The organism is Pedobacter frigoris (assembly GCF_032678645.1).
Classification (GTDB): Bacteria; Bacteroidota; Bacteroidia; order Sphingobacteriales; family Sphingobacteriaceae; genus Pedobacter; species Pedobacter frigoris_A.
Map to the genome: position 1 here is coordinate 899,426 of NZ_JAVTSP010000002.1, position 17,816 is coordinate 917,241.

General features: G+C 42.9%; 14 protein-coding genes. 2 read left to right on the forward strand and 12 right to left on the reverse strand.

The window, feature by feature from the left end; all coding sequences use genetic code 11:
* Positions 1 to 33: 33 nt before the first annotated feature.
* The 6 genes from R2Q78_RS10170 to R2Q78_RS10195 all read right to left on the reverse strand — a co-directional run bounded on the left by R2Q78_RS10170 (position 34) and on the right by R2Q78_RS10195 (position 6,920).
* Complete coding sequence (locus R2Q78_RS10170) at positions 34 to 738, reverse strand: DUF1080 domain-containing protein (protein WP_316791406.1); 705 nt, start codon at positions 736 to 738, stop codon at positions 34 to 36.
* Between the two features lie 21 nt (positions 739 to 759).
* A complete protein-coding gene (locus R2Q78_RS10175) occupies positions 760 to 2,217 on the reverse strand; it encodes a Gfo/Idh/MocA family oxidoreductase (RefSeq protein WP_316791408.1) in 1,458 nt (485 codons plus the stop codon).
* Positions 2,218 to 2,285: 68 nt separating this feature from the next.
* Positions 2,286 to 3,341, reverse strand: coding sequence for a sugar phosphate isomerase/epimerase (locus R2Q78_RS10180; RefSeq protein ID WP_316791410.1), 1,056 nt, complete (start codon positions 3,339 to 3,341; stop codon positions 2,286 to 2,288).
* 7 nt (positions 3,342 to 3,348) lie between these two features.
* Positions 3,349 to 4,506: a Gfo/Idh/MocA family oxidoreductase gene (locus R2Q78_RS10185; protein WP_316791412.1), complete on the reverse strand. Its 1,158-nt coding sequence runs from the start codon at positions 4,504 to 4,506 to the stop codon at positions 3,349 to 3,351.
* A 2-nt stretch (positions 4,507 to 4,508) separates the two neighbouring features.
* The gene (locus R2Q78_RS10190) at positions 4,509 to 6,212 is read right to left on the reverse strand and encodes a GMC family oxidoreductase (protein WP_316791414.1); all 1,704 of its coding nucleotides are present in this window, start codon (positions 6,210 to 6,212) and stop codon (positions 4,509 to 4,511) included.
* Positions 6,213 to 6,230: 18 nt separating this feature from the next.
* Positions 6,231 to 6,920 (reverse strand): gluconate 2-dehydrogenase subunit 3 family protein, encoded by a 690-nt coding sequence (locus R2Q78_RS10195; protein ID WP_316791416.1) that lies wholly within the window; start codon positions 6,918 to 6,920, stop codon positions 6,231 to 6,233.
* A gap of 280 nt (positions 6,921 to 7,200) precedes the next feature.
* On the opposite strand from R2Q78_RS10195, the gene R2Q78_RS10200 reads away from it, so the two are divergent.
* Positions 7,201 to 8,151 (forward strand): NAD-dependent epimerase/dehydratase family protein, encoded by a 951-nt coding sequence (locus tag R2Q78_RS10200; RefSeq protein ID WP_316791418.1) that lies wholly within the window; start codon positions 7,201 to 7,203, stop codon positions 8,149 to 8,151.
* Positions 8,152 to 8,164: 13 nt separating this feature from the next.
* Positions 8,165 to 8,893 (forward strand): YebC/PmpR family DNA-binding transcriptional regulator, encoded by a 729-nt coding sequence (locus R2Q78_RS10205; RefSeq protein ID WP_316791420.1) that lies wholly within the window; start codon positions 8,165 to 8,167, stop codon positions 8,891 to 8,893.
* Between the two features lie 2 nt (positions 8,894 to 8,895).
* On the opposite strand, the gene R2Q78_RS10210 is transcribed toward R2Q78_RS10205, so the two are convergent.
* The 6 genes from R2Q78_RS10210 to R2Q78_RS10235 all read right to left on the reverse strand — a co-directional run bounded on the left by R2Q78_RS10210 (position 8,896) and on the right by R2Q78_RS10235 (position 17,803).
* Entirely contained in the window at positions 8,896 to 9,678 is a 783-nt protein-coding gene (locus tag R2Q78_RS10210; RefSeq protein ID WP_316791422.1) for a prolyl oligopeptidase family serine peptidase, read from the reverse strand.
* A gap of 184 nt (positions 9,679 to 9,862) precedes the next feature.
* Positions 9,863 to 12,160 (reverse strand): beta-glucosidase BglX, encoded by a 2,298-nt coding sequence (gene bglX / locus R2Q78_RS10215; RefSeq protein ID WP_316791424.1) that lies wholly within the window; start codon positions 12,158 to 12,160, stop codon positions 9,863 to 9,865.
* 28 nt (positions 12,161 to 12,188) lie between these two features.
* A complete protein-coding gene (locus R2Q78_RS10220) occupies positions 12,189 to 13,577 on the reverse strand; it encodes a glucoamylase family protein (RefSeq protein WP_316791426.1) in 1,389 nt (462 codons plus the stop codon).
* 9 nt (positions 13,578 to 13,586) lie between these two features.
* Positions 13,587 to 15,248 (reverse strand): glucoamylase family protein, encoded by a 1,662-nt coding sequence (locus R2Q78_RS10225; RefSeq protein ID WP_316791428.1) that lies wholly within the window; start codon positions 15,246 to 15,248, stop codon positions 13,587 to 13,589.
* A gap of 66 nt (positions 15,249 to 15,314) precedes the next feature.
* Entirely contained in the window at positions 15,315 to 16,235 is a 921-nt protein-coding gene (locus R2Q78_RS10230; RefSeq protein ID WP_316791430.1) for a LamG-like jellyroll fold domain-containing protein, read from the reverse strand.
* Between the two features lie 11 nt (positions 16,236 to 16,246).
* Positions 16,247 to 17,803, reverse strand: a complete 1,557-nt coding sequence (locus tag R2Q78_RS10235; protein ID WP_316791433.1) for a RagB/SusD family nutrient uptake outer membrane protein — start codon at positions 17,801 to 17,803, stop codon at positions 16,247 to 16,249.
* Between the last annotated feature and the right edge of the window lie 13 nt (positions 17,804 to 17,816).

Sequence of the window (17,816 nt, forward strand, 5' to 3'; positions counted from 1 at the left end):
TTTGGTTTTTTGATTTGTCTTTAAATGTATTGATTATAGCTCTTTAATCATAATGTTACGGTACCACACACTATCACCGTGATCTTGCAGGGCAATTTTACCGGTTTTAAAGGTTCCCCAGTTTTCCCAGCCTTTAAATTTACTGCCATTGATCAGGGTTTTCCAATTGTCGTCCCATAATGTGGTAGAAACAACTTTTACGCCATTCAAATACTGCTCAAGTTTACCATTTTTACTAATGATCTCTGCACTGTTCCATTCTCCAACGGCTTTAACCGGTTCAGAACTGCTTTTGATCAGGTCATACAGATCTCCTGCACGGTGCTTGGTGATCTTTCCATCAGGATGACCATCGTTATCCAGTACCTGCATTTCCAGACCAGTGCTATAGGTTGCGCCATATTTGGCTTTATCTTCGTGTACGTAGAAAATCAGACCACTGTTTGCCTTAGGAGCAACTTTCCATTCGTATTTCAGATGGAAATTGCTGTATTCCTTGTCCGTTACAAGATCGCCACCACCGTCGCCAGGCCCATTTGGATCAAGGTGCAAAGCACCGTCTTCTATCTTCCATTTGGCGCCCGCAGTAGTTTTACCGTATGTATGCCATCCTGTTGTTGTTGTACCGTCAAACAGTCTTGTAAAACCTTTGGTGCCAGTTTGGCTTTTTGTACTGCTGCAGCCCAGCATTGCCGTAATGGCCAGCGCAGATACTGCAGAGAAAATGTATCGTTTCATTTATGTATTTGTTTTAAATTTTTAAACTCCCAGTGTCCACCCTTTACGGTATTCACGTTTTACAAATTGATTTACGTCGTCCAGGTTGGTTACCCTCATTTTTTCATTATCCCAAAGCAATTTGATATTGCGTCCAGGATAAATGATATTGCCTTTTTCGTTTTTGCGTTGAACATCAACACCACGAATGGCAAGGTTGGCCATTAATAATGCTTCTGTCAGCGGTCCTGCAATTTCAAAAGGAGAGCTTACTTCCTGTTTGCCATAACCTGCGATTGCAGCTTCAACCCATTGTTTATAATGTCCGTTTGCACCGCCGGGTACGCGGGCAAAGCTTTGTTTTACATTGATGTCATTATTTCTACTCAGCGGAAGCAGTTTAGGGTCTGCACTGTAAGTACTTGCCATCATTTTACCTTTTGTTCCGATAAATAAAGTTCCGTTACCACCATCACCAAAAGTTTCATTAGCCTGCAATTCTTCAGGTCTCTCCGGCTGTATACCTCCGTCCATCCAGTGTACTGTCACATCACCTAATGTTTTATTGGTTTTCGGGAACTTTAAAGTCACGTGACTTGATGGAGGGCAGCTGTCAGGGAAATAACCTCGCTTGAATTCATCTACATATACAGAACCCACACTTGCCTGTACTTCGCTGGCGTATTTTAGGTTAAGTACGCTAAAAGGAGCTTCAAGCAAATGACATCCCATATCGCCTAATGCGCCTGTTCCGTAATCCCACCAGCCACGCCAGTTAAACGGAACCAGTTTGTCTACATAATCCTTATAAGGCGCCGTACCCAGCCACAGATCCCAATTCAGATCAGCAGGAACCTGAGCTTTATTTGCCGACCACGGAACACCCTGAGGCCATACGGGACGGTCAGTCCAGGCATATACGGTATGTACATCACCAATTAAACCTGCGTCATACCATTCTTTCATCTGACGCGGACCATCGTTTGACGCGCCCTGATTACCCATTTGTGTGACCACTTTATATTTGCTAGCAGCAGCAGTAAGTGCCCTGGCTTCATAAATATCGTGGGTTAAAGGTTTTTGCACATACACATGCTTACCGAGCTGCATAGCAGCCATAGCCTGCACCGCATGGTTATGATCCGGAGTAGAAATAGAAACTGCATCAAAGTTTTTTGATTCCTTTTCAAACATTTCACGCCAATCCTTATAATACTTTGCTTTTGGAAAAGCCTTTACACTTTTAGCAGCCCTTGAGTCATGTACATCACAAAGAAATCCAATGTCTGCTTTACCGCTTTTATAAAAAGCATCAATATCTGACTGCCCTTTACCACCCACACCAACACCAGCGATGATCAGCCGGTCACTTGGCGCCAAAAAACCTTTTCCCCCCAGCACATGTCGGGGAACAATCATGAATGCGGAAGCGGCAATAGCCGTCGTTTTTAGAAAGCCACGTCTTGATGTAGCATTCTGATCTTTTTTCGTTTCTTCCATGGTTTCTGGTTCAGGAGTTGAGACTGGTTCTTTAGAAGCAATCTCAACTGGTTTAGTTTTTTTAAGGGTTATGATATTCCTAAGATCTTGTTGTTAAAATCATCATTTCCACCGGATGCTGCAAAATCATCAAATGCTCTTTCTGTCACTTTAATGATGTGTTTTTTTATGAATTCTGCACCTTCAGCAGCACCTACCTGCGCGTCTTTAATGCAGCATTCCCATTCCATCACAGCCCATCCTTTGTAGTCATATTGTGCAAGCTTGCTGAAAATTGTTTTAAAGTCTACCTGCCCATCACCGGGAGAACGGTATCTGCCAGCCCGGTTTGCCCAGCTTTGATAACCACCAAAGGCTCCCTGCTTACCGGTTGGATTAAACTCTGAATCCTTTACGTGGAATGCTTTGATACGCTCGTGGTAAAAGTCGATGTACTGAATGTAATCCAGTTGCTGAAGTACAAAATGCGAAGGATCATACAGCAGACAGGCGCGTGGATGGTTGTTTACCTTTTCGAGGAACATCTCATAAGTGACACCGTCAAAAAGATCTTCACCGGGATGGATTTCATAGCATACATCTACACCACAGCTGTCAAATTCATTCAATATCGGCATCCACCTTTTTGCAAGTTCGGTAAAACCAGCATCAACCAATCCCTCCGGGCGTTGCGGCCAAGGGTGAAACATGTGCCATAGCAAAGATCCGCTAAACGTTGCATGCGCATTTAAACCGAGATTTTGTGAGGCTTTGGCGGCATATTTCATTTGCTGTACAGCCCATTCAGTACGCGCCTTAGGATTGTTTTTATACTGATCAGGTGCAAAAGCATCAAATGCCAGATCGTATGCAGGATTAACTGCTACAAGCTGACCCTGCAAATGCGTAGATAACTCAGAAATCTCCAGTCCGTATGATGCCACTTTACCTTTCAGCTCATCAGCATAGGTTTTACTTTCCGCAGCTTTTTGCAGGTCGATAAACCTGGCATCAAGCGTAGGCATCTGAATTGCTTTAAAACCCAATCCGGCTGCCCATTCGCATATGGTATCTAAAGAGTTAAAAGGAGCTTCATCACCAATAAATTGTGCGAGAAAAACTCCGGGTCCTTTAATCGTTGTCATCTGTTAATTATATCTTAAAATCAAACCATTTTTGATCCGATGCACTTGAAGCTACTACGGCATCTATAAATGCCATTCCTCTTACACCATCTTCCACTCTTGGGAAATCCAGCATGGCTTCAGTAGGTTCTGTGCCATTTATTTTTGCGGATACAGTAAGTGCAAAATTCCTGTAGATGTTTGCAAATGCCTCAAGATAACCTTCAGGGTGTCCGCCCGGTACACGGGTATTGTGTTTCGCGATATCAGATAAATACGCCTGTCCGGTACGATAAACCTGGGCAGGTTCATTCAGCCATTTTAAAATTAAAGTATTTGGCTCCATCTGATGCCATTCCAGACCGCCTTTTTCGCCATATACCTTAATTTTTAATGCGTTTTCCTCTCCGGCAGCAATTTGAGAAGCTACAAGTACGCCATTGGCACCATTGTCAAATTTCAACAATACGTTTCCATCATCATCTAATCCCCGTCCCTGAACTACGATATTCAGGTCTGCACAAAGTTTGCTGATTTTCAGTCCGGAAATGTATTCGGCCAGTTGCGCGGCATGTGTACCTATATCGCCCATACAGCCACTTTTGCCGCTTTTGCTTGGGTCAGTACGCCATGCAGCCTGCGCATTTCCTTCTCTTTCTGTCAGCGTGCTTAGCCATCCCTGAGGATATTCAACCATTATTTTTCTAATGGCACCCAGTTTTCCTTCTTTTACCATTGCCCTGGCTTGTTTTACCATAGGATAGCCAGAGTAAGTATGGGTCAGGCATAAGATCAATCCCGTTTCTTCCACTTTTTTCTGCAATTGTTTTGCTTCATCAAGCGATAAAGCGATAGGCTTTTCAATTACCACGTTAAAGCCATATTCCAAAGCCAGCATTGCGGGAGCAAAGTGAGCAAAATTTGGGGTTACAATCGTCACGAAGTCGATGCGTTTGTCAGCAGGAAGCTTACTTTCCTTTTCGATCATCTCTTCAAAATTCATGTAAATCCTGTCTTCAGGAAGAAATAACATCCGACCTGATTCTTTAGCTACTTCCGGGTTGATGCTCAGGGCACCGCAGCAAAATTCTACCTGCCCGTCCATGTTTGCGGCAATGCGGTGAACGGCTCCGATGAAAGCATCTTTACCACCGCCAACCATGCCCATTCTAATTTTTCTATTCATTATTATAGATTACCTTTTTTTAATTCACTTACAGCAAAATCACAGGCTCTTGCTGTTAAAGCCATATATGTTAATGATGGGTTCTGACACGCCGCTGAGGTCATGCACGATCCATCTGTCACGAATACATTTTTTACCTCATGCATCTGGTTCCATTTGTTCAATACAGAAGTTTTAGGGTCATGACCCATCCGGGCTGTTCCCATCTCATGTATTGCCATGCCTGGAGCAGAGCCATTGTCATAGGTTTTCACATCTTTCATGCCCGCAGCTTCCAGCATTTCAGCAGCGTCATTCATCATGTCAACACGCATCTTGCGCTCATTGTCTTTGAATTCACAATCAATCGCCAAAACAGGTTGTCCCCATTTGTCTTTTTTGCTTTTATCGATGTAAACCTTGTTTTCAAAATGAGGCAGAGATTCTCCAAATCCGCCAAGGCCCATGCTCCATGCACCCGGAACGGTCATCTGATCTTTAAATTCGGCACCAAATGCCATTTCTGCAACATCAGCATGCCAGTTTCCACGACTTGCACCACCCTGATAGCCAAAGCCCCTCAGGTAGTCACGTTTATCGCCGTTCATGTTCTGGTATCTTGGAATGTAGATCCCGTTGGCGCGACGGCCATAGGTGTATTTGTCTTCAAAGCCTTCCGCTTTTCCTGATGCCCCGCAACGGAAGTGATGATCCATCAGGTTGTGGCCCAGTTGTCCGCTACCGTTGCCCAATCCGTTAGGATGTTCATCTGATACAGAATTTAGCAACAGGAAGGTTGATCCCAGCGTAGAGCCGTTTACAAATACAATTTTAGCGAAGTACTCTATGGTCTCCTTCGTTTCAGAATCAATGACCACTACACCCTTAGCTTTTTGGGTCTCTTTATCGTAGATGATCGTATTTACCAAAGAAAATGGACGTAGGGTTAGGTTTCCGGTAGCTACTGCAGCCGGCAGGGTAGAGGATTGCGTACTGAAATAAGCGCCGTATGGGCAGCCTCTGCTGCAGAGGTTTCTGTACTGACAAGAACCTCTTCCGCCATGAGGTACAGTTAAGTTGGCTGTACGTCCCATGATCATGATCCTGGATTTCTTCCACTTATCTTCAATGCGTTTTTTTACATCCTTTTCTACACAGTTCATTTCCATAGGAGGAAGGAAATGTCCGTCAGGTAGTGCCGGCCAGTTTTCTACTGAACCGCTGATCCCTGCAAATTTTTCTACATGATCATACCATGGTGCCAAATCCTTGTAGCGGATGGGCCAGTCTACACCATATCCGTCTTTAAGGTTGTCCTCGAAATTCAGGTCACTTAAACGGTAACTCTGTCTGCCCCACATCAGCGACTTACCACCTACGTGAAAGCCACGGTACCAGTCAAAACGTTTCACCTCAGTATATGGGCAATCCAGGTCATTTACCCAGAAGCTTTCATTAAACTCCTGATAAGGATAATCCCTTTTTTGCACAGGATGGGTTTCTTTTTGTGCCTCCGTTAATTTGCCCCTGTGTTCAAATTCCCAGGGGTTTTTCATTGCGGTGGTATAATCTTTTATATGTTCAATGTTTCTTCCTCTTTCGAGTAACAAAACTTTTAATCCTTTTTCAGTTAGTTCTTTTGCTGCCCAGCCACCGCTTATTCCAGATCCCACAACAATGGCATCATAGGTATTATTGGCTGTAGCCTTAATATTCAAATTGCTCATTTTAATTTTATTGAAGATTTATGATGCCCAAACTCTTTGACCCGGTTTCAGATCTGCACAGCCGTCATATCGGCCTGGAACCTGAATGTATTGATAAGCTTTTGTACAGCCGATCTCTGAAGTGAAATAGCCAAGTAAAGTAAGGTCCCTTACAATCGCAAAAAAGTGGGGTTCCGTTTTAGGCTTGTCCTTCGGAAGAATAGAGATCACCCCGGCATTTTCAGTTTGGGATTTGGCTTTCTCTGCATTTGTTTTCTGCTTTTCAAGCTCTGCCTCCTTCTGTTTGTCTAGGGTTTCTTTCTCTGCTGTCGTTGCAGCGATAGTGGCTTCTCTGAGTTTACCAAGCAATTGCTGACGTTGCTCTACGGAAATTTCAATAAATGATTTCTTAAACTCTTCTTTAGATTGTTTTTCAAGGTCTTCCAATCCTTTAACGAAAGCTTTCTGAGCATCATCCGGGTAACAGTCCTTGACCATCATAGCGATGAATGGCCCTACACCTGCTGCCTTGGCACCTGGTGAACTTGTTGTAGGGATGATGATGTCGGCAACTTCCGTAATCAGCAATTGCTGGTCATCAGTAAATAAGCTGCCATCGGTTTTTGTAGATGGAGAATTGCAACCCTCAAGGAATACTCCGATCGTAGTTGCTGATAATGCGCCTCCCATTAGAAAGGCCATATTCTTCACTGCTGCTCTTCTGTCCATATTTGGCGTTTTAGGTGTTTTGGTGTGCTCTAACTGTGTTTTGTTTTGTAATATTAAGAAAAAAATAATAGTTAGTGTTCAAAATACACAATTAAAGTAAAGATATAATGTTTTTGTTACTAAAAGAATTGAACGCTGAACATGCCCTATATCTTATGTGAAATTTCTATTCATATAGCTTCTAAACAGTTAAATATTAGTGCTTAAATATTGTGTGCAATAAACATTTTTTAATAGGTTTGTCCATTTAATTACTTTTGCCAAAATCCACATAAAATCAATGACAGAAAAAATAGTAGTATTAGGTTCCAATGGTCAGATAGGTACCGAACTGGTAACAGCTTTACGTAAAACATATGGTGAGAGCAATGTTGTTGCCTGTGACATCCGCCGACCTGATTATGACATCAAGAACTCAGGCCCTTTTGAGTTTGTAAACGTGCTTGAAAAAGACATCTTAAACGATATATTTCAAAAATACAAGCCAACTCAGGTATACCTTCTGGCGGCATTGTTATCCGCAACTGGAGAGCAAAATCCGAAGCTGGCCTGGGATCTGAATATGAACGGACTACTTAATATCCTGGATCTGGCAATCACTTATAAAACTGCAAAAGTTTATTGGCCAAGCTCAATAGCTGTATTCGGACCTAATTCTCCAAAGGACAACACACCTCAGTTTTGTGTAATGGACCCCAACACAGTTTATGGTATCAGTAAACTTGCCGGCGAAAGATGGTGCGAATACTACAATCAGAAATTTGGTTTAGATGTGCGCAGTATTCGTTACCCTGGGCTAATCAGCTGGAAAGCGGCTCCGGGTGGTGGTACAACGGACTATGCAATCCACATTTTCCATGATGCGTTGAAAAAAGGAAGCTATGCTTCTTTCTTAAATGCAGAAACTGAATTACCGATGATGTATATGGATGATGCCATTCGTGGTACAATTGAATTAATGGATGCAGAGGCAAGTAAAATTTCCATCCGTTCAAGCTACAACTTTACTGGTGTAAGCTTTACTCCGGAGATTTTAGCTGCTGAGATCAGAAAACATATTCCGGATTTTAAACTAACTTACACAGACAATGATCCGCGCCAGGCAATTGCAAACAGCTGGCCGAGATCTATTGACGATAGTGTCGCTGTAAAAGATTGGGGCTGGAAACCTGAATTTGATCTTGCAAAGATGACAGTAGATATGTTGGATAATTTAAAGAGCAGCAAATAATACATTAAGAAAAATGGGAAGAGCATTTGAGTTCAGAAAAGAAAGAAAATTTAAACGTTGGGCCAAAATGGCCGTGCAGTTTACCAGGATAGGTAAAGATATTGTAATCGCGGTGAAAGATGCAGGTCCGCATCCCGAAACGAATTCGCGTTTGCGTACGGCCATACAGAATGCGAAAGCAGTAAATATGCCGAAAGACCGTGTTGATGCAGCCATAAAAAGGGCTTCTGATAAAAGCATGGCCAACTATGAAGAAATCGTTTATGAAGGATATGCACCCCATGGTGTTGCAGTGCTAATAGAAACTGCCACTGACAATACCAACCGTACGGTTGCCAATGTGCGCAGTTATTTTAACAAAACTAACGGTACTTTGGGGAAAACAGGTTCCCTTGACTTTGTATTCAGCAGAAAATCTATTTTCAGATTCGTACCTGCCGAAAATCTTGATCTTGAGGAACTGGAATTTGAACTGATTGATGCAGGTCTGGAAGAATTGTATGTTGAGGCAGATGAAGATGGAAATGATATTGCAGTTGCGCAGGGCGCATTTGAAAATTTTGGTCCTCTTCAAAAGGCTTTAGAAGAAAAAGGCATAGAGCTGAAAAGTTCCAAACTGGAGCGGATTGCACTTTCTCATCACGAAGTGACAGAAGAGCAGGCTGTAGACGTATTAAAATTAATTGATAAACTGGAAGAGGACGATGATGTTCAGGCAGTTTATCACAACATGGCAGAATAAGTTTACTTTTTCTGATTAGAAAATAACCAGGGTAATAGTTGGGGTTCTGCAAAAGCGGAATCCCAACTATTGTGATTGGCCTCCGGGTATAAAGTGAGCTTAGGCTCATATCCCAATACTTTCAGTTGATTGGCTACGATCAGTGAATTCACAGAAGGTACCACATCGTCTTTCTCTCCATGAAAAATCCATAGTGGAACTTTCTTGTATTTCTGAACATTAGCTACATTATCTCCGCCGCAAATGGCAAATGCCGCTGCAAAGGTTCTTGGCTTTCGTCTTAACATTTCATAAGTACCCATACCTCCCATAGAAAGGCCACCAATATATACCCGCTTTTTATCTATGAATGGTTTGTCCAGAAAATCATCAACCATTCCCAATAGCGCGTGCATGGCTTTGCTGGGTTTTCCTCCTTTTGCAAAATTGAATTCACGTTTACCATTGACAGTAGTGATGTTCACATTGGCCCAATAGCTATCAGATCCGCATTGAGGGAACACTACGATGGCAGGATATTTTTTACGGAATTTATCTTCTAAAAACTGTTTTGCTCCATGAGTCAGTTGTTTCTGATTGTCTTTTCCACTTTCACCTCTTCCATGAAGGAAGAAAAGGATTGGGTATTTTTGCTTCGGATCAAAGTTTTCAGGAAAAAGGATCCTGTAGGAAATGCTGTCTTTCCCTTTAATAAAACTTCCTTTATCGTACTTATTGAGATCCTGAGCTTTACTGTTCAATCCAAAAAGCAAAACTATAATAGTTGTTAATGTAATCTTGTTCATTATACTAAACTAAACAAATTTGAAATGTTTTAAAAATGAGAGGATATGGGCATGACGAGTTCTTAAAGCTATCGTCATCTCGACTATAGGAGAGATCTTTTAAACTATGCATGAACAAGAGATCCCTCGGTTAATCGGGATGACGACGTGTGCTGTAGCATCGGGTCTCAGTATAATGATCGCTTTAGCGCAGCGTAAACTTAATCATACTTACATCCCTTGAGTTAGGGCCAATAAATAAATTGAAGTCTCCCGGTTCAGCAACAAATTTTAATGCAGAATTGTAGAACTTCAAATCTTCTGCACTAATTTTAAAGGTTACCGTTTTACTTTCTCCTGCCGCTAAGCTGATTTTCTGAAAGCCTTTTAATTCCTTGACCGGACGCGTAGAAGATCCCACAAGATCTCTGATGTAAAGCTGTACCACTTCCTTTCCTGCCCGTTGGCCGGTATTCTTAACGCTGATGCTTGCGGTGATACTTTCTCCCGGCTTGAAACTGGATTTACTCAACTTGAGGTCACTATAAGCGAATGTTGTGTAGCTTAACCCATATCCGAACGGATAAAGTGGCTCATTGCTGACATCGAGGTAATTGGAACGGAATTTACTGAACCATTGGCCATCAGCAAGAGGCCTTCCGGTATTCTTGTGTGCATAGTACATTGGTATTTGGCCAACATTCTGAGGGAAAGTAGCGGTAAGTTTTCCTGAAGGGTTAACATCACCAAACAACACATCCCTGATGGCCTTTGCAGTTTCAGTGCCACCAAACCATACGTTCAGGATGGCAGGTACATTTTCATTTTCCCAGTTTAGTACCAGCGGTCTTCCGGTAAAGAGTACCAGTACCACTGGCTTACCGGTTTTAAGCAGTGCCTGCAACAGTCTTTTTTGTACATCAGGAATTTCAAGATTGGTACGGGAAGAGCTCTCGCCACTCATTTCAGAAGATTCTCCAAGCGCAGCAACAACTACATCTGATTTTTTTGCAATGTCAACTGCTTCTTTGATGATCTCCTCTTCGGGTCTGCTGTCTCTCGGAATGTCGCGGCCAAACATGGTCGCTCTTTTCTGATATTCTGCATCTGCAATCAGGTTAGAACCCAGGCTATGCAAAATTTTCACATCAGTACCCAAAGTTGCTTTCATGCCTTCTAAAAGAGAGGCCGTATTGCCCAGGTCACTGTTTACACTCCATGTGCCCGGCATATTCGCACCTGAATTGGCCAAAGGCCCAATTAGTGCTATAGTGCCCGTTTTCTTAAGTGGGAGTGTCTGATTGGCATTTTTAAGCAATACAAAAGACTGAGTAGCGGCCTCACGTGCGAGCTGCAGATGCTCAGGTTTTAATATCTCCGTTTTGGCCCGCTCGTCATTACAGTAACGGAATGGATCATCAAACAGACCCAGTTTGTATTTAGCTTCAAGGATCAGCCGGCAGGCATTGGTAATTTGTTGTTCTTTTACTTTGCCTTTCTGAACTGACTTTTTCAATGTAGTCAAAAATCCTTCGCCCACCATATCCATTTCGACGCCTGCATTTAATGAAAGTGCAGAAACAGTTTGCAGGTCACCCATACCATGGTCTATCAATTCATTTACAGCAGTATAATCCGTCACTACAAAACCTTTAAAGCCCCATTGTTTACGCAGCAGGTCTGTCATCAGCCATTTATTAGCTGTAGCTGGTATCCCGTTAATGTCATTGAAAGAGGTCATGACGCTCCCCGCACCAGCATCTACTGCTGCTTTATAGGGAGGTAGATATTCATTGTACATCCTGTCCAGACTCATGTCTGTGGTATTGTAATCCCTTCCGGCCTCAGCTGCACCATAGAGTGCAAAGTGTTTTACACAGGCCATCATAGTATTGTATTTTGAAAGATCATCACCCTGGTAGCCTCTTACCATTGCTTTTGCAATTTGCGAGCCCAGATAGGTGTCTTCTCCTGAACCTTCAGATATTCTGCCCCATCTTGGATCTCTGGAAATATCTACCATAGGAGAGAAAGTCCAGTTGATCCCATCCGCTGTTGCCTCTATAGCCGCAATACGTGCAGTTTTTTCAATGAGTGACATGTCCCAGGTGCTGGACAATGCAAGCGGAATAGGGAAGGTCGTTTTGTAGCCGTGAATCACATCCTGACCAAATATAATAGGGATTTTAAGTCTTGTTTGTGTAACTGCGATCTCCTGGGCCTTGCGGATCTTTTGAGGGGTGGTAAAACTAAACATACCGCCGACCTGACCTTTTTTGATCTTATTCTCCACATCCATACTCATTACCGATCCGGTGGTTGCTTCACCACCAGTCAGCAGATTCAGTTGTCCAATCTTTTCGTCCAGTGTCATTTTAGACAACAGGTTAGTGATAAAGGTGTTCATTTTCTGATCGGCTGCCGAAACACTCTTTTTTTGTTGTGCTTTTAAGCTTAGCGAACTAAAAAATATGCTCAGGATAAGTAAGTATGTTGCTTTCATTTTATTGTATTTATTCGTGTGTATTTAATTAGGGCTTGATCACTGCGGGCTCATATTTTTTTAATGCCGGACTGGTAAAGCCCAGGCGCATTAGTCCATTTACCGCCGGTAGGCTTTTCATGAAAAGATTCCATAATAAACCTGTCCTGTAATTTTCTATCATCACAATGATAGGCCCCTGATCAATTGCGAGATGCGATTTTGCATACCAGTTTTTCTCTTCACTAAATGCATCTATAAATCCGTATTCACTCCATAGCTTGTCACCAAGATCAAAATAGAAATGTTTTAAAGCCTGCATAGAATATTCCGGTGTATAGGGGAACGATGACAACGCGGCAGTAGGCGTAATTACCCCATGATCATTTGTTGGAGAATGCGCATCGTATCCAGACCAGCTGTCGGAGGCTGTCAGACCCCAGCTGTTGGCACCATAACCCTTAAATTTCTTTGGATTGTCAATGCAATAAGCCCTGTTGATCAGTGTATGGTTTTTGTTTTGCTCCCAGTAATCGGCATATTGATCTTTCAAGCCCCTCGGATCAAGCCCTGTAAAGGAATAATGGCTAAAAAATAGGGGGCCTCCGAAATCCATCCCCAGGGGAAGATTGATGTCGTAATACTTTTTGCCGTTTAAAAAATGTCTGCCCTCTGCCCAGCCATCAGCATATACGGGTCTGTTTACAGGAAAGCGTTGTGCGCCCGCGGCCAGAATGTAAGTAATCAGGCACTCATTGTATCCCCTGATCTGGTGGTTCATTGCCCATCCGTTATTCGGACTCCAGTGCCAGTACAATATGTTCTGATTTTGGGTAAACCAATTCCATTCTATTGCCTCCCACAATTGACTGATCTTACTTCTGATGCTGTTCTCCACCGGGTTCTTTTCAGTATAATATTCCCTTGCGGTCAATAACCCCTGAAATAGAAAGGCAGTTTCTACAATATCGGCCCCATCATCTTTCAAGCTAAAGCGGATGGTTTTGCCGGTAGCCCCATCCAGCCAATGAGGAAAAGCACCATGGTACATATCTGCTTTATACAGGAAATCTACAATCTTTTTAGTCCTGGCTGCCGCCTGTTCACGGGTAATGAATTTACGCTCAGCAGCAACAATAATAGACATGACACCAAATCCAGTGCCTCCGGTGGTAACCACCTCGCTGCCATAATTGAAAGATTCATTGCTTCGTTCCCGCGCCATTCCGCTTACCGGATGTCCAAAATCCCAGAAATACCTGAACGTCTGTTTCTGCACCAGATCCAGCAGCTGATCGTCCGTCAGGTTTTTCTGAATCTTCATTTCAGGTTTTATGCTTTCATTTTTATTGCCCTCCGTTTTTTTCTGGGCGCAGGCAATGTTAGCAAGCAATGTTACAGCAAGTAGCGTCGATGTAAAAAGTAAGTGTCGTTTCATGTTCATAAATTAAAGATTGGGGCTGCTGAAACCCAGTTTTAGCATACCTGCTTTTACCTCAGGTGCGCTCATAAATAAATTCCACAGCAGTTTGCTCCTGTGGTTTTCTATCATCACAATGATAGGGCCCTGATCAATAGCAAGGGTAGAAGTAGCAAACCATTGTTCCTGCAGAGAAAATGCATCTACAAATCCATAATCTTTAAAGAGCTTGTCGCCCAGTTTATAGTAAAAGAATTTGAGCGCCTGCATGGATTCTGCAGGGGTGTAAGGAAATGAAGATAGTGCTGCGGTAGGTGCAATTACGCTCCTGTCATTCTCAGGCGAACTGGCTGTATAGCCATTGGGGATATCGCTGGCGGTAAGCCCCCAGCAATTTTCACTATATCCTGCATATTTTTTTGGATTGGCTACGCAGTATTTATAATTGATGAGTGTATGCGCACGGGTTTGTGTATCGTAATTGGCATAGGCATCGGTTAGACCGTTAGGATTGATGCCTAAAAATGAATAATGAGAGAAAAAGAGCGGACCTCCGTTTGCTGAACCCAAGGGCAATTGCACACCATAGTAACTATTGCCGTTTTTTATGGCCCCGTTTCGTGCCCAGCCATTGTCGTACACTGTTTTCGGGATCGTATGGGTTGTAGAAGAAGCGGCCATTACATAAGTAATCAGGCATTCGTTCCAACCGCCTATAGGCAGGTTCATCTCCCAATTGTATTGCGGGCTCCAATGCCAGTACAGCACATTACCATTGTCTTTTCTATACCAGTCCCATTCCACACCATTGTATATGGCTGTAATGTCATTTCGTAAAGTTATTTCAGCAGCATCAGCGTTAGAAAAATATTGCCTGGCAGTGATGAGTCCCTGCATCAGTAAAGAGGTCTCTACAAGATCGCCACCATTATCTTTCGTGCTGAAAGGCAGGGCAGCGCCTGTATTTCCATCTATCCAGTGAGGATAGGCACCATGAAACCTGGTGGCCTTGTTTTTTAGAAAATCTACGATCTTTTGCATCCTTGCAAGCCCTTCAGCACGCGAAATGAAGTTGCGGTGAACACCTGTAACCAGGGCCATAACGCCAAAACCAGAACCGCCTGAAGTAACGGTATTGCCTGAAGTATTTCTTTCTCTGGCCAATCCGCTTACCGGATGTCCAAAATCATAGAAGTACTTAAATGTTTTTTGTTGTACGAGTGTCAATAACTCGTCGTCAGAGATGCGGGGGAATTTATCGGTATCGTCCATACCGGTATTCAGGATGATGTTGATGGGATTGATCAATTTACCCCCTTTAACTGAGAGGAGTGAATTGCTGACAGATAAGGTATACTTTGAAAATCCGGGTAAATTGTTTTGAGGTGTGATGGTGATCGTTTTATCAGCATCCTGAAAAGTAGAAGTATAGCTTATCGCATTATTGCTATTGTCGGCCATTTTAATTGCTGCAGCTATGGTGGAAGTATTTATTGCTTCAGTAAAGTTGATTTTAATTACAGGTTTTGCACTTACAGCATAATTTAACGTGCCGTTATACACGCCATCAACAGTAAATGACAAGGAAACATCAGCAGAGCCCGATGCAGGTGTGCTGTTTTTTTTACAGCCTGAAATGACAGAAAGCAGGAGATAGCATAACAAAGAAAGCCTGATCGGATTTTTCATAGAATGAATTTTATAAAAAGGTATCCTGTAGTCCCAAAAAGACCGCAGGATACCTGTTGAGGTTGTTTACTTACCGGCTTTACCCAGATTGAATAAAGCTTTAATATGAGAATCAGGCAGGTTTATATTGTATATTCTGAGCTCATCTATGTTGCCAGTCATCGCTGCATAATTGGCATCCGCATTGACAGCTTTGCCAGGTATCACATTATAATTTCCGCCAATAATTACTTCGCTTGGCTCGTAAGATTTAAACAGGCTATTACCGGTTCCCCTGCTTGAAAATGCACCGATTTGAATGCCATCAGCCCAGATATAAAAAAAGCCTGTAGTTCCATTGTAAGTAAGGGCAATATGTGTCCATTTGTTCATCCCTATCTTAGGAGTCAGATAAGGAAAGTAGTTGACATCTCCTGGATTATCCCTTTTGGTATTTACGTTGTCCTGGGTGCCGCCACCAATGGTTGTAAATGTTGGGTTAATCTTCAGTTCATCTGTGTTGGTAGCAGGGAAAGCGTTTGTATTCAGGATAAAGTTGATGTTTCCTGTAAATATTCCCGGTCTAGCCAGTTGGAAAAGCATGGTTCTTTTGGAACCATTATTCAGGATCTGAACCCAGGCACTGATCGTAAAACTTTTAAATGCATCAGTTTTCAGTGTATTGAACTGAGTTGCATAATATAGGTAACCAGCATTCAGGCTGAGCGCCTTGCCTCTTACTCCGGTAGCTACAAAAGCATCATTGGCTGTCGCAGTTGGTGCAGCTCCTGAGATTTTTTCATTTTTTGTATCGTCAAAAGACCAGTAGGCTACCAGGTTTTTGGAGAACACTTCATCAGAAGTTGTAAATCCGTCAACCTTGCCGGCATAATCGTCCGGACTTACCTCTGGGAGATTATTTGGATTGCCATCTTTCTTACAAGATGCGGTGGTAAAGAGTACTATACCCAGTACCCAGCCGATTTTATATAAATTTGAGAATTTCATCTTTCTAAATATTAATTAGGATATCCAAAGTTTTGAGTCAATACATTTTTACTCAAGTCGATTTGAGTCTGTGGTATCGGAAGCAGGTTATCGCGGCTTGCTGAGAAACCAGTTTTACCCGCTGCAGCCATCGCATCTCCTGAAATTCCCCACCTCACAATATCGAAGAAACGATCATGTTCCATCGCCAGTTCGATTCTTCTTTCATGACGAATGGCCTTTCTGGCAACTTCCTGATCGGTGGTTACCACATCAGGTAAAACTGTTGTGCTTGTCCCGCGTGCTCTTTTCCTTACTGAATTTAAAGCTGCAACAGCCTTGGCAATGTTGTCTGCCCCTCCCAGTTCATTTGCGGCTTCAGCGTACATCAGAACAACATCAGCATAACGCAGGATACGCACATTCATCCAATAGCCCATGTTGCTGTTGATCCTTGATCTGAAAGAAGGATTGGTATACACCTTATTATTATATTTAGGATTCGGTACTATAGTAGGATATACAGGCATTGGCTCACCATATATAGTTACATTTGTAGTCGTATTGGTACTTGAGTATAAGATCGTTCTCGCTTTGCGCGGATCTCCCGTCTCATATGCTGCTTCCAGTAATGCACTTGGCATGTTCCATCCCCAGCCCATGTTGAAACTGCCTGTTCCTCTTACGCCCTGAATACTGGTGTACTGAACGCCGTTTTTTTCTTTTTCTTCCGCGCTGGCAGTCGCCTGAACTTCAAATACAGATTCTTTACTGTTTTCTCCATCCTCACGGAAGATTTTGTCGTACGGGGTAGATAGGTCATATTGTCCTGAACCCATTACCATGTTGGCGGCTTGCATAGCAGCACCCCATTTCTGTTGTGTCAGGTACACTTTAGCCAGCATTCCATTTGCCGCTCCGCTGGTTATCCTGCCTGGAAAGCTCGATGGCCATGAAGGTAATAAATTAGCCGCAGCAAATTGAAGGTCTTGTTCTATGAAGGTATAAATCTGCGCAGGCTGACTTTGAGGAACGTTACTTTGTTCGACAGAAAGCAGTTTATCTACCAATGGAACCCTGCCAAACAGCCTCACCAGCATAAAGTAGGAGTATCCTCTGATAAAGCGTGCTTCAGCCTCAGCTGCAGTTTTCTGCGGGACAGTAGCTTCAATCGTAGGGTCATTATTGATCTTGTCCAGCACCGTATTAGCTCTGTTGATCAGTCCATAATAAGCTACCCAAAGTGAATTTGCTCTGCCGCTTGTTGCCAATACTGGGAAATTATCCATACTGATTACATCAGCGCCTCCATCAGAAGCAGTACTACCTTTTTCTGCATCGTCACTCCTGATACTTGTGGCTACAACGAACCCATCTGCATGTACATTATAGTCTCTCAGGAAGTTGTAGGCCGAATAGAGGTAAAGGTCATAAGGACCCGAGGTTCCAGGGTAAGGGTAGTCATCTGTCCGGTAAACTCCCTGTTTCTGAGTGTCCAGGAACTTACGGCAGCTGGTGACTGTTGAAATGAGTAATATGGCCATCATGGCGATACTAAAATTTCTATATGTTGTGTTCAATGTTTTCATCTTTTTATATCTT

What these genes read in the sequence shown, in the direction of transcription:
- R2Q78_RS10185 (WP_316791412.1), bottom strand. Translation starts at nt 4,506, where the DNA reads ATGAATAGAAAAATTAGAATGGGCATGGTTGGCGGTGGTAAAGATGCT.
- R2Q78_RS10190 (WP_316791414.1), bottom strand. Translation starts at nt 6,212, where the DNA reads ATGAGCAATTTGAATATTAAGGCTACAGCCAATAATACCTATGATGCC.
- R2Q78_RS10210 (WP_316791422.1), bottom strand. Translation starts at nt 9,678, where the DNA reads ATGAACAAGATTACATTAACAACTATTATAGTTTTGCTTTTTGGATTG.
- R2Q78_RS10200 (WP_316791418.1), top strand. Translation starts at nt 7,201, where the DNA reads ATGACAGAAAAAATAGTAGTATTAGGTTCCAATGGTCAGATAGGTACC.
- R2Q78_RS10170 (WP_316791406.1), bottom strand. Translation starts at nt 738, where the DNA reads ATGAAACGATACATTTTCTCTGCAGTATCTGCGCTGGCCATTACGGCA.
- R2Q78_RS10205 (WP_316791420.1), top strand. Translation starts at nt 8,165, where the DNA reads ATGGGAAGAGCATTTGAGTTCAGAAAAGAAAGAAAATTTAAACGTTGG.
- R2Q78_RS10225 (WP_316791428.1), bottom strand. Translation starts at nt 15,248, where the DNA reads ATGAAAAATCCGATCAGGCTTTCTTTGTTATGCTATCTCCTGCTTTCT.
- R2Q78_RS10175 (WP_316791408.1), bottom strand. Translation starts at nt 2,217, where the DNA reads ATGGAAGAAACGAAAAAAGATCAGAATGCTACATCAAGACGTGGCTTT.
- R2Q78_RS10235 (WP_316791433.1), bottom strand. Translation starts at nt 17,803, where the DNA reads ATGAAAACATTGAACACAACATATAGAAATTTTAGTATCGCCATGATG.
- R2Q78_RS10180 (WP_316791410.1), bottom strand. Translation starts at nt 3,341, where the DNA reads ATGACAACGATTAAAGGACCCGGAGTTTTTCTCGCACAATTTATTGGT.
- R2Q78_RS10230 (WP_316791430.1), bottom strand. Translation starts at nt 16,235, where the DNA reads ATGAAATTCTCAAATTTATATAAAATCGGCTGGGTACTGGGTATAGTA.
- bglX (WP_316791424.1), bottom strand. Translation starts at nt 12,160, where the DNA reads ATGAAAGCAACATACTTACTTATCCTGAGCATATTTTTTAGTTCGCTA.
- R2Q78_RS10195 (WP_316791416.1), bottom strand. Translation starts at nt 6,920, where the DNA reads ATGGACAGAAGAGCAGCAGTGAAGAATATGGCCTTTCTAATGGGAGGC.
- R2Q78_RS10220 (WP_316791426.1), bottom strand. Translation starts at nt 13,577, where the DNA reads ATGAAACGACACTTACTTTTTACATCGACGCTACTTGCTGTAACATTG.